Raw genomic sequence first — 11,114 nt, forward strand, 5'->3', positions numbered from 1 at the left:
GAAGTACGACACCACCACCACGATGCCCAGCGCGAGCACCTGACCGGGCAGCACCGGTAGCCCGGCGCCCTCCACCAGCACCGGCAGCAGCAGCGAGTTGAGCGTGAACGCCGCCACCTGGACCCCGACGTAGCGGGCGAAGTCCACCATCAGCTGACCGCGCACGTCGAAGACCAGGCGCCGATGCAGCACGAAGCCGACGACGGTCCCGATCGCGTAGGCCAGGAGCAGGGCGCCGAGGTAGTGCAGCACCCCGCCGGCCAGCTCGTAGAGGACGGCGAAGCTGCCCAGGCCGACCGCGGTGTTCACCGCGCCGACGGCCAGGAAGCGCACCTGCTCGCGGCGCAGCACAGCGGCCAGCCCGGCGCGGCGTGGAGCGCTCACGCGGGCCTCCGCAGCTCGGCGGCGATGTGCTGGTAGGTGGCGTGGATGCCGGCCGGCAGGGGGGTGCGGGCCAGTCGGTCGACCTCCGGCAGGACCACCGAGCGGAAGCGCAGCTGCGAGGCCTGGAGCCGGGACTGCGGGGTGGCGCCGAGGACGATCGGCGCACGGCGGTTCGTCAGCCGGCGCAGCTCGCCGATGATCGCCGCCAGCGCGGTGGCCCGCCCGGAGGCGAGGATCTTCACGACCACCTCGTCGCCCGCCTCCACCAGCGGCATCGCGGCCAGCACCATCTGGGCGGCGTCGTCGACGTAGAGGTAGTCGCGCGCCGTGTCGAGGGGGACGTAGACCATCAGCGGATGACGCTGGAGCTGGGAGCGGCACAGCTGCGAGATCAGCCCTTGGGCCTTGCGGAGGTCCTGGCCGGGGCCGTAGAGGTTGGCGATCCGGCCGATCAGCAGCGACGAGCCGGTCTGCTCGGCGAATCGGGTCAGGACCTGTTCGGCGGCCAGCTTCGCCTCGCCGTACGGCGCGAGGGGGCGGGGGCGGGTGCTCTCGGTGAACGGGCCGTCCGCCGACCCGGCGTAGACGCCGCCGGCCGAGGAGGCGAGGAAGAAGGACACCGACGCCTCGGGCCGGCACGCCAGCGCCGCCGCGAGCCGGTCGACGAACGCGGTCAGCAGCTCGAGCTCGCCGGCGAGCTCCTCGGGCGAGGTGCCGACGACCCCCGCGCCGGCACACCACAGCAGGCGCACGTGCGGGTGGGTGTCGAGCAGCTGACACGCCTCGCCCTCGAGGGTGTCGAGCGCGGTCCTCGGGTCGCCCCACGGGACGGCGGTGGTGTGCAGGGCCAGCTCGGAGCGCGCGGCCTGGCGGGCCACGGCGCCGCCCAGCAGGCCACCGCTGCCGACGACCCAGTGGGTGGGGCTAGTCGGGGACGTCATGGCGAGCCCGTCGCCCCAGCGGGCCGGTCGCAGGGTCGCTGCCGATCAGGTACGGCGGGCGGCCCATCGCCATGCTCACCGCGACGCCGACGTACTCCGCGATCACCCCGAGCGCGAAGAGCACGCACCCCGAGCACAGCAGGGTGATCACCATCAGCGACGTCCAGCCCTGCACGTCGGAGCCGCCGTCGAGGTAGTCGACGACCAGGAAGAGGGCGAGCAGCGCCCCCAGGACGGCCACCGCGAGGCCGAGCACGCTGACGATCCGCAGCGCCCGGGTGCCGCTGGTGAGCACCATCCGCCAGAAGTGCGAGAGCAGCGCGCGGGGGTGGTAGCCGGACTGGCGCTCACCCTCGTCGCGCAGGCTCACCGGGGCGGTGGCGGGCGCGCCGGCGACCCAGCCCAGCGCCACGTCGAGGTAGACGCCCTGACCGGCGTACGCCGCCACGCTGCGCCCCACCTCGCCGAGCACCAGCCGGTAGCTGTGGAAGACCGAGGCGTCCGCGCCGCCGCTCAGCACGTTGACCAGGCGCTTGGACGCCCGGGAGGTGGCCCGGCGGAAGAGCGAGTGCGGGGCGGCGTTGACCGGGGCGGCGTACACCAACGGGGCGCCGTGCTGCAGCGCGGAGTCCAGCAGCCGGCCGATGTCGGCGGGGTCGTGCTGGCCGTCCTCGTCGAGGGTGACGATCCACTCGCCGCGGCTGGAGGCGATGCCGGCCAGCGTTGCGGCGTGCTGGCCGAAGTTGCGGCTCAGCCACACCGGCTGCACCCAGTCGTGCGCGCCGGCGAGGCGGCGGATCACGGTGGCGGAGTCGTCCGGGCCGCAGTCGTGGACCAACAGCAGCTCGACGATCCGGTAGGGGTTCCCGTCCGGCGAGCACTGCGGAGCGGTCAGCGCCTCGATCTCCGCGCAGAGCTGCTCCAGGTGCTGCTCCCCGCGGTAGACCGGGACGACGATCGAGACGGAGTGCGCCGGTGAGGGCTCGGTGTCGGTCACGAGGGGGCTCACGCGCCTGACTATAGACAGGCTGTGGGGCAGGTCACCGCTCTTTGGCCCAGCCCGCTCCGCGCTGCGCGGACACATCCGCCGACCCGAGGGGCGTAACAGGTCGCCGAGAGGGCTGTACCGGAGATCCCACTGAGCGGGAGCCGCCGGCGGCGTGGCGTGCATCACACCCAATGATGTGCCCGCCGCCGGCCGGCGGTCCGCGAGAAGGAGAGCTGCCTCATGAGACACCCCAGGAGCGCCAGGCTTGCCGTGGTCGCGATCACCCTCGCGCTGGCCGCCAGCGCGTGCGGATCCGACCGCTCGGAGACCGACGCGGGCGGTGAGCAGGGCAACCAGAGGGCCGAGGTCAAGGAGGGCTTCTTCGGTGAGCTCGAGTCGCCCTGCGGCGACGGCGACGCCTCCGGCGCGACCGACCAGGGGATCACCGACGACGCGATCACCATCGGCTACGGCGACGACCGCGGCTTCAGCGCGCGGCCGGGGCTGCTGCAGGAGATGGGCGACGCGATGACGGCGATGATCGCCTGGTGCAACTCCCAGGGCGGCATCAACGGGCGCGAGATCAAGGGCAACCAGTACGACGCGGCGTACATGAACGCCGCCAGCGTGATGCAGCAGTCGTGCAAGTCCGACTTCATGATGGTCGGCCAGGGCTTCGCCATGGACATCGCCGCGGAGCCCCACCGGGTCAAGTGCAAGATGCCCACGGTGCCCGGCTTCGCGATCGGCCCGGCCGTCTCGATGGGGCCGATGAAGTACGAGCCCGTCCCCTTCCCCGTCGACCGGTTCAATGGCGCGATGCTGACCACCATCGGCGAGGAGTACCCCGAGTTCCTCGAGAACATGGACTTCGTGCGCAGCACCTCCGCGGCCGTCACCCAGGGGCTGGTCAAGGTCGAGGCCGTGCTGGGCGACATGGGCGCCACGCCCAAGGACTGCGGCGTGACCATCGCCTCCGAGGGCGAGGCCAGCTACGTGCCGTTCGCCGAGAAGTTCAAGGAGTGCGGCGTGGAGGCGCTCTGGGTCACCGACAACCCCGACGCCCGGCTGTTCAGCTTCATGGAGGCGATGGACCGCGTCGGCGCGGACCCGCTGGTGGTCGGTGAGTCGACCTGGTACGACGAGGACGTCTCGAGCTGGAACGCCAAGTCCGGCGCCGGCGACAACGTGGTGGTGGGGCTGCAGTTCCAGCCGTTCGAGAACGCCGACGTCGTCCCCGCCGTCGCGCAGTACCTGGAGCTGATCGAGGAGTCCGGCGGCAAGCGCTCGCAGCTGGGCATGCAGGCCACCTCGGCCTTCCTGCTGTGGGCGACCGCAGCCAAGGAGTGCGGCTCGGACCTGACCCGCCAGTGCATGGTCGACACCCTCTCGCAGATCCACGAGTGGGACGGCGGCGGACTGCACGCTCCCTCGGACCCGGGTGCCAACGAGTCGATGAGCTGCGCGGTCGTGATGGAGCTCGACGGCGGTGACTGGAAGCAGATCTCGCCGGCCGAGCGCGGCGAGTTCACCTGCGACGAGGCGTTCATCAAGGAGACCGACAAGTCCACGTGGGGCATCGAGCTCAACGAGGACCGCATCGCCACCGACTTCCTCACCGACGACATCCTCGTGCCGTCCGCCTGAGCCGGCCGGCATGACCACCTTCCTGACGTTCACGGTCCTGGGGCTGGTGCTGGGCTCGGTCTACGCCATCGCGGCCTCCGGGCTGGTGCTGACCTACAACACCTCCGGGATCTTCAACTTCGCGCACGGCGCGCAGGCCATGATCGGGGCGTTCCTGTTCTGGCAGCTGCACTACGGCTGGCAGCTGCCCACCCTGGTCTCGGTGCTGATCGTGCTGGGGCTGGTCGGGCCGCTGATGGGCTTCGCCCTGCACTGGGTGATCATGCGGGGGCTGCGCGACACCGCCGAGGTCACCAAGATCGTGGTCACGGTGGCCGTGCTGCTCGGGTTCGTCTCGCTGTCGCACTGGTTCTGGTCGCCCGACGAGGCCCGGGTGGTGGAGATGTTCTTCGGGCCCACCGCCGAGATCCGGTTGGGCGAGGTGGTGGTCAGCTACCACGAGATCCTGTGCCTGGTGGCCGCCGTGGTGATCGCGTTCGGTCTGCGGCTGCTCTTCACCCGCTCGCGGGTCGGCGTGGTGATGCGGGGGGTGGTCGACGACCCCGACCTGTTGCGGCTCAACGGCCATGATCCCGAGCGGGTCGCCGCCCTCTCCTGGGCGCTGGGGTCCACCCTCGCCGTGCTGGCCGGGATCCTGATCACCCCGGTCGGGGGCGGCGCGCTCTCGGCCGACGCCCTGACCCTGCTGGTCATCGACGCCTTCGCGGCCGCGATGTTCGGCCGGCTGCGCAGCATCCCGCGCACGTTCGCCGGCGCGATGGTGCTCGGGCTGAGCGCGACGTACCTGGTCGCCTACGCCCCGACCGACCCGTGGGTGAACAACCTGCGTGTGGCGCTGCCGATGATCGTGCTGTTCGTGGTGCTGGTCGTGCTGCCCCAGGACCGGCTGCGCACCGCCGCGGTCCGCACCCGGGAGCGCTACCGCGCGCCGTCGGTGCGCCAGGCCGCCCGCTGGGGGCTGGTGCTGGTGCTCGCCGTGCTCGCCCTGCGCCAGCTGATCGACTCCTCCTCGGTCGGCGGCCTGCTCACAGGTCTGGCCTTCGCGGTGATCGCGCTGTCCCTGACCCTGCTCACCGGCTATGCCGGCGAGATCAACCTGGCGCCGGTCTCGCTGGGCGCCGTGGCCACCATCGTCGCCTTCCACCTCGGCCACTCCGGTGAGGGGCTCGAGACCCGGATGTCGATCGGTGGCCTGGTCCTCGGCGTCCTCGCGGCCACCGTGGTCGGCGCCCTGGTGGCGCTGCCCGCCCTGCGGCTGCGCGGCCTCTACCTGGCCCTCGCCACGATGGCCTTCGGCGTCTTCGTCTCCACGATGGTGCTGCGCGACACCACCGAGCACGAGCTGTTCGGGCAGACGTTCACGGTGTTCCCCGGCGGGGTGCTGGTGGTGCCGGCGCTCGAGGTGGGCCCGCTCGACCTGGCCGACCAGGACGTGGCGCTGGTCGTCTACGCGGTGGTGTTCTCGGCGCTCGCGGTGGGCGTGGTGGCGCTGCGCAACAGCGGGTACGGGCGCCGGCTGGCCGCGATGAAGGACAGCCCGGTCGCGGCGGCGATGCTCGGCCAGCGACTGGTGTGGCTCAAGCTCAGCGTCTTCAGCCTCTCCTCGGCGATCGCCGGTCTCGGCGGGCTGATGATGGCGATGGCGCTGAGCACCGTCTCGGCCGACACGTTCCTGATCACGATCAGCCTGTCGGTGGTGATGCTCACCGTGGTGGGTGGGATCGGCTACGTCAGCGGCGCCCTCTTCGGTGGCCTGATGGCGGGGATCGGGTTCACCCTCACCGGCGGCGCGTTCAACGACCTCTCGATCAGCCACCCCGACTACGCCGAGACGTTCTCCCTGCTCTCGCACCTGGTCACGGTCGGCATCGCCCTGGTCGGGATCGGGGTGGCGAGGAACCCCTCCGGCCTCGTCCACGACATCTTCGCCGGCTACCGGCGCGTCCGGGCGGCCCGCCCGGTGCTGTACGGCGCGCTGGGCGTCCAGGTGGTCCTCTACGCGCTGGCCTATGCGGGCGCGCTCAACACCTGGCTGTTCTCGACGCTGAGCCTGGCGCTCTGGCTGGGCTACCCGGCGCTGGCGGAGCGGATCATGCCCGGCGCGGTGCTCACGCCCGCCGAGCTGGGGGCCCGGCACCCGACCCCGCCGGAGCTGGTGGGCCTCGACGCCCCCTACCCCGACGACCTGGCCGAGTCGCTGGACCGCGCCCTCGGGCTGCCGACGCACTCCCTCGTCGGCGCCCGGGCCGGCCTCGACCCGCACCAGGCGCCACCCGGGCGGCACGCCGCCGACCCCACCCGCGAGGAGACCCGCCATGCCCCCGTCTGAGCCCCCCGCCCTGCTCAGCACGGAGGGGATCAGCGTCCACTTCGGCGGCAACACCGCCGTCGACGACGTGAGCCTCACCCTCGCTGCCGGCACCGTCACCGGGCTGATCGGCCCCAACGGGGCCGGTAAGACCACGCTGTTCAACACGATGACCGGGATGCAGCGCCCGGCCGCGGGACGGGTCCTGCTCGAGGGCCGCGACGTCACCGGGCTCTCCCCGGGCCGGCGGGCCCGGATGGGGGTGGCGCGCACCTTCCAGCGCCTGGAGCTGTTCCTGTCCCTCTCGGTGCGCGACAACGTCCGGGTCGCCGGCGACATCGTCCGCTCCAGCCACCGCCGGCGCATCGACGTCGACGCCGAGACCGAGCGGGTGCTGGAGCTCACCGGGCTCAGCGACATCGCCGACCTCGACGTCTCCGACATCGCGACCGGGCGGGCGCGCGTCGTGGAGGTCGCCCGAGCGCTGATGACCGGCCCGCGGCTGCTGCTGCTCGACGAGCCGGCCTCGGGCCAGACCGAGCAGGAGACCGCGGCGTTCGAGGCGATGCTGCGCGGGCTCGCCGCCGACGGACTGGCGATCTGCCTGGTCGAGCACGACCTCCCGCTGGTGATGAGCCTGTGCACGAGCATCCACGTCCTCGACCAGGGACGTCTCATCGCCTCCGGCACGCCCGCCGAGGTGCAGGCCTCACCCGCCGTCATCGAGGCCTACATCGGAGCGGAGGCGGTGGCATGAGCGTGTCCGCGCCGAGCCCGGTGGGCGCCGCCGAGCCGGAGGCTGAGCCGGTGCTCGAGCTGGTCGGCGTCCGCGCGTCGTACGGCGCGATCGAGGTGCTGCACGGGGTGGACCTGAGCGTCGGCGCCGGCCGCGTGGTGGCGCTCCTGGGCCCCAACGGCGGCGGCAAGACCACCACGATGAGGGTCTGCGCCGGGTTGATCGCCCCCACCGGCGGGGAGCTGCGGGTGGCCGGTCGGCGGCTCAACGGGATCAGCGCCGACCAGGCCGCGCGGGTCGGGATCTGCGCGATCCCCGAGGGCCGCGGCGTCTTCCCCAACCTGACCGTGCGCGAGAACCTCTGGCTGGCCACCGGCACCGGAGCCGGCCGCCGGCAGATCGAGGAGGCCGCGTTCGCCCGCTTCCCGCGTCTGGGCGACCGGAGCAACCAGCTGGCCGGCTCGATGTCGGGCGGCGAGCAGCAGATGCTCGCGCTGTCGCGGGCGCTGGGCACCGACCCGGTGGTGCTGCTGCTCGACGAGCTGTCCATGGGCCTGGCGCCGATGGTGGTCTCGCAGATGTACGAGACGGTGGCCGCGCTGGCCGAGGAGGGAATCTCGATCCTCGTCGCCGAGCAGTTCGCGCGTGTCGTCCTCCCTCTCGCCGACACCGCGGCGCTGATGATCGGCGGCCGGGTCGTGAAGGTCGGCGCACCCGCCGAGATCGAGCACGAACTCTCCACCACCTACCTGGGAGGCTGACCATGCTCACCGACGAGCGCCGCACCGAGTTCCACGACGACGTGTCCCGGCTCAAGCTGAGGTCCGACGGCTCCAGGTCGGACCGGCCGCTGCGGGTGCTGGGCGTCCTGCTGATGGTCGGCGGGGTGGTCGGCGCGTTCGTCGCCTACCAGGCCTCCCTGTCCCAGGACGACACCCGCGACATCAGCTCCGGCATCATCCTGGCGCTCTGCTGCGTGGCGCTCAGCGTCACGGGCGCGGCGCTGTACGTCGGTGCGGCCGTCGCGGCGGTGCTGCGGCTGTGGCTGCTGCGCCAGCTGGTGGAGGGCGAGGACCGCACCGAGCGGCTGATCACCGCGCTGCGCGAGCGCGGCTGACCCAGCTCACTCGGGGGCCTCGTGGTGGGGGTGGTGGCGTCGTCGCCACCGACGGACCACGAACCACCCGACGGCGAGGGCGAGCAGCACGTAGACGACGTTGGAGATGTCGCCCAGGTACCCCTCGACCAGGTGCCAGCGCGCGCCCAGCTCGTAGCCGGCCGAGATCAGCACCGCGTTCCACAGCAGGCTGCCGGCCGTGGTGTAGCCGACGAACTGCGGCCAGGGCATCCGGTTCACGCCGGCGGGGATCGAGATCAGGCTGCGCACCCCGGGGACCAGCCGGCCGAGGAAGACCGCGGAGCGCCCGTGCCGGTCGAACCAGTCGATCGAGCGGTGGATGTCGCGGGCGTGCAGCAGGGGGATCCGCTCGGCGATCGCGCCGAGCCGCTGTGCGCCCAGCATCGCGCCGGCGTAGTAGAGCACGAGCGCCCCGATCAGCGAGCCCGCGGTCGCCCACAGGATCGCGGCGAGCAGGCTGTAGTGCCCCAGGCTCGCGGTGTACCCGGCCAGCGGCAGCACCGCCTCGGAGGGGACCGGCGGGAAGACCGTCTCCACGGCGGTCGCGAGGCCCACGCCCGGGGCTCCGATCGTGCGCATCACCCAGACCAGCCAGTCCAGGATCCCGTTCACCAGCGCCTCCCGGGCCGGCAGAGCTCACCCGGTGCGGGTGGCTGGCGACGTGTGCTCCCTGCGGCGGGTGGTCGGGGGCGCATGCTCTCCTCAGTGTGCGGTCGAGTCAGTGTGTGCGGTCGAGACGATCTCGGGCGATGGTGACATTGCCGCCCAACCGCGGTACCCCGGCGCCGGCCTGCGGTGGCGTGATCCCCGGCACGGCAGGCGAATGTCCCCTAGGGTCGGGCGCGTGACCTCGACGCCCGACGCATCCGCGCTGCCCGACGTACTGGCTCCGGCCCGGCTCGGCCCGCTCACCCTGCGCAACCGGGTGATCAAGGCGGCGACGTACGAGGGGCTGAGCCACCAGGGCCTGGTCACCCAGGACCTCGTGGACTTCCACGTCGGGTACGCCGCGGGCGGGGTCGCGATGACCACCGTGGCCTACTGCGCGGTGGCCCCCGAGGGGCGCACGGATCGCCACCAGCTGCTCTGGAACGACGAGTCCGCGCCTGGGATGCGCCGGCTGACCGACGCCGTGCACGCGCACGGCGCCGCCGTCTCGGCGCAGATCGGCCACGCCGGGCCGGTCGCCGGGGCGAAGGCGAACCGGCTGCCGGCGATCGCGCCCAGCCGGCAGATGTCGCTGGTCACCCAGAGCATCACCCGCGCGGCCACCGTCGCCGACATCGAGCGGGTGGTCGAGGCGCACGCGGAGGCGGCGCGCCGGGCCATCGAGGTGGGCTTCGACGCGGTCGAGGTGCACCTGGGCCACAACTATCTCCCGAGCTCGTTCCTGAGCCCGGCGCTCAACAAGCGCACCGACGCCTACGGGGGATCGCTGGAGAACCGGGCGAGGTTCCCGCGCGCGATCCTGCGCGCCGTGCGCGACGCGGTCGGGGACCGGGTCGCGATCATCGCCAAGATGAACATGGACGACGGGTACCCCGGCGGCTTCTGGCTCGACGAGGCGATCCCGGTGGCGCAGTGGATCGAGGCCGACGGCAGCGTCGACGCCCTGGAGATGACCGCCGGGTCGTCGCTGAAGAACCCGATGTACCTGTTCAAGGGCGAGGCGCCGCTGGAGGAGTTCGCGGCGGTGATGCCGCAGCCGGTGCGCTTCGGCGTCAAGCTGATCGGCAAGTCGCTGATCAAGGCCTACCCCTACCGCGCCGCCTACCTGCTCGAGGACGCCCGCCAGATCCGCGACGCCGTGGACCTGCCGATGATCCTGCTCGGCGGGATCACCGACAAGGCGGCGATGGACCTGGCGATGGCCGAGGGCTTCCAGTTCGTCGCGATGGCCCGCGCGCTGCTGCGCGAGCCCGACCTGGTCAACAAGATCCAGCGCGACCCGGCGACCCCGTCGCTGTGCATCCACTGCAACAAGTGCATGCCGACGAACTTCACCGGCACCCGCTGCGTGCTCGTCGACCGCGACACCACCCGCAGCGCCACCTGGGGCAAGCCGGAAGGGTACGTCTCCTAGATGTCCGTCCTCGACCGCTCCACCCGGGTCTTCCTGTCCTTCCCCGAGGTGACCGACCCGGATCGCCACCGCGACTACAACGCCTGGCACCAGCTCGACCACCGCCCCGAGAACCTCGCGCTGCCCGGCGTCCTGCACGGCGAACGCTGGGTCCGCACGCCGCAGTGCCGCGAGGCGTCGGGGGCCGACCTCGCGCCGACCCTCTCGGCCGCGCAGTACCTCGCGATGTACTGGTTCCGCGAGCCCGCCGCGGCGAGCATCGCGCAGTGGTCCGACCTCGGTGACACCACCCTGCAGCAGGGGCGCCGCCCCGAGCTCGCCTGGACGCAGCGCCGGCTGACCGGGATGTTCCGTCCGGTGCAGGGCTGGGTCGACCCGGCGATCGGCATCTCGGTGTCCGCGCTGCCGTTCCGCCCGGTGCGCGGCGTGCTGGCCGAGGTGCACCGCGTCGAGGAGCCCGGCTCGGCCGACGCCGAGCGGGCCTTCGCCCACCTGCACACGGTGCGGGTGCCGTCGGTCGTCGCGCTGCCCGGCGTCGTCGGCGCCTGGACCTTCGCCAGCCGTCAGGTCTCGGTGGCCCCGCGGGACGGCGACGACGCCGCGGCGCTCGCCGGCGTCCGGGACCCCGGCCGGCTCCGGGTCACGCTGTACTACTGCGAGGCCGACCCGGTGGACGTCGCCGGCCAGCTGGACCGGCTGGTCGAGGCCGACCCCGACCGGCCCGGGCTCACGGCGCTGCTGCGCTCGCCGTACCGCACGATCACGCCGTGGGAGTGGGACTGGTTCGAGGCGCCGGGCTCCTGAGTGGTTGACAGCACGCACTGCCTCAGGGGCCCCAGGAGCGATCGTGGGTCCCGGTGGCCTCTCCGCTCTGGGCCCCCGTTCGACC

General features: G+C 72.6%; 10 protein-coding genes and 1 pseudogene. 7 read left to right on the forward strand and 4 right to left on the reverse strand.

Annotation, left to right across the window (positions count from 1 at the left end; all coding sequences use genetic code 11):
• Positions 1-39: 39 nt before the first annotated feature.
• The 3 genes and pseudogenes from AC6EH9_RS02395 to AC6EH9_RS02405 all read right to left on the reverse strand — a co-directional run.
• Positions 40-384, reverse strand: a pseudogene (locus AC6EH9_RS02395) (GtrA family protein); the annotation flags it as partial.
• The gene (locus tag AC6EH9_RS02400; RefSeq protein WP_498420161.1) at positions 381-1,325 is read right to left on the reverse strand and encodes an NAD-dependent epimerase/dehydratase family protein; all 945 of its coding nucleotides are present in this window, start codon (positions 1,323-1,325) and stop codon (positions 381-383) included. The gene AC6EH9_RS02400 and the pseudogene AC6EH9_RS02395, both read right to left, overlap by 4 nt.
• Positions 1,309-2,334 carry a glycosyltransferase gene (locus AC6EH9_RS02405; protein ID WP_498420163.1) on the reverse strand — a complete coding sequence of 342 codons (1,026 nt, stop codon included), beginning with the start codon at positions 2,332-2,334 and terminating at the stop codon, positions 1,309-1,311. Before AC6EH9_RS02405 ends, AC6EH9_RS02400 begins: the two co-directional genes overlap by 17 nt.
• Before the next feature lie 219 nt (positions 2,335-2,553).
• Here AC6EH9_RS02405 and AC6EH9_RS02410 point away from each other — a divergent pair, with 219 nt between their 5' ends.
• The 5 genes from AC6EH9_RS02410 to AC6EH9_RS02430 are packed head-to-tail and all read left to right on the forward strand — an operon-like array spanning position 2,554 to position 8,121.
• Entirely contained in the window at positions 2,554-3,960 is a 1,407-nt protein-coding gene (locus AC6EH9_RS02410; protein ID WP_498420165.1) for an ABC transporter substrate-binding protein, read from the forward strand.
• Between the two features lie 10 nt (positions 3,961-3,970).
• Positions 3,971-6,289 carry an ABC transporter permease subunit gene (locus AC6EH9_RS02415; protein ID WP_498420167.1) on the forward strand — a complete coding sequence of 773 codons (2,319 nt, stop codon included), beginning with the start codon at positions 3,971-3,973 and terminating at the stop codon, positions 6,287-6,289.
• Positions 6,276-7,025, forward strand: a complete 750-nt coding sequence (locus AC6EH9_RS02420; protein ID WP_498420168.1) for an ABC transporter ATP-binding protein — start codon at positions 6,276-6,278, stop codon at positions 7,023-7,025. The genes AC6EH9_RS02415 and AC6EH9_RS02420 overlap by 14 nt, the downstream gene beginning before the upstream one ends.
• Positions 7,022-7,765 (forward strand): ABC transporter ATP-binding protein, encoded by a 744-nt coding sequence (locus AC6EH9_RS02425; protein ID WP_498420169.1) that lies wholly within the window; start codon positions 7,022-7,024, stop codon positions 7,763-7,765. The genes AC6EH9_RS02420 and AC6EH9_RS02425 overlap by 4 nt, the downstream gene beginning before the upstream one ends.
• Before the next feature lie 2 nt (positions 7,766-7,767).
• A complete protein-coding gene (locus tag AC6EH9_RS02430; RefSeq protein ID WP_498420170.1) occupies positions 7,768-8,121 on the forward strand; it encodes a hypothetical protein in 354 nt (117 codons plus the stop codon).
• A gap of 6 nt (positions 8,122-8,127) precedes the next feature.
• Here AC6EH9_RS02430 and AC6EH9_RS02435 read toward each other — a convergent pair whose 3' ends face one another.
• Entirely contained in the window at positions 8,128-8,754 is a 627-nt protein-coding gene (locus AC6EH9_RS02435; RefSeq protein ID WP_498420172.1) for a DedA family protein, read from the reverse strand.
• Positions 8,755-8,986: 232 nt separating this feature from the next.
• Here AC6EH9_RS02435 and AC6EH9_RS02440 point away from each other — a divergent pair, with 232 nt between their 5' ends.
• Together AC6EH9_RS02440 and AC6EH9_RS02445 are read left to right on the forward strand one after the other, a co-directional pair.
• On the forward strand, positions 8,987-10,225 hold the full coding sequence (locus AC6EH9_RS02440; protein ID WP_498420173.1) for an NADH:flavin oxidoreductase: 1,239 nt from the start codon (positions 8,987-8,989) through the stop codon (positions 10,223-10,225).
• The gene (locus AC6EH9_RS02445) at positions 10,226-11,029 is read left to right on the forward strand and encodes a hypothetical protein (protein WP_498420176.1); all 804 of its coding nucleotides are present in this window, start codon (positions 10,226-10,228) and stop codon (positions 11,027-11,029) included.
• Positions 11,030-11,114 lie beyond the last annotated feature (85 nt).

Source organism: Nocardioides sp. Z21_20, from assembly GCF_059766585.1.

Bases quoted from the DNA above. Each gene is read 5' to 3' on its own strand.
- AC6EH9_RS02400 (WP_498420161.1), bottom strand. From the start codon at position 1,325: ATGACGTCCCCGACTAGCCCCACCCACTGGGTCGTCGGCAGCGGTGGC.
- AC6EH9_RS02410 (WP_498420165.1), top strand. From the start codon at position 2,554: ATGAGACACCCCAGGAGCGCCAGGCTTGCCGTGGTCGCGATCACCCTC.
- AC6EH9_RS02415 (WP_498420167.1), top strand. From the start codon at position 3,971: ATGACCACCTTCCTGACGTTCACGGTCCTGGGGCTGGTGCTGGGCTCG.
- AC6EH9_RS02420 (WP_498420168.1), top strand. From the start codon at position 6,276: ATGCCCCCGTCTGAGCCCCCCGCCCTGCTCAGCACGGAGGGGATCAGC.
- AC6EH9_RS02425 (WP_498420169.1), top strand. From the start codon at position 7,022: ATGAGCGTGTCCGCGCCGAGCCCGGTGGGCGCCGCCGAGCCGGAGGCT.
- AC6EH9_RS02430 (WP_498420170.1), top strand. From the start codon at position 7,768: ATGCTCACCGACGAGCGCCGCACCGAGTTCCACGACGACGTGTCCCGG.
- AC6EH9_RS02445 (WP_498420176.1), top strand. From the start codon at position 10,226: ATGTCCGTCCTCGACCGCTCCACCCGGGTCTTCCTGTCCTTCCCCGAG.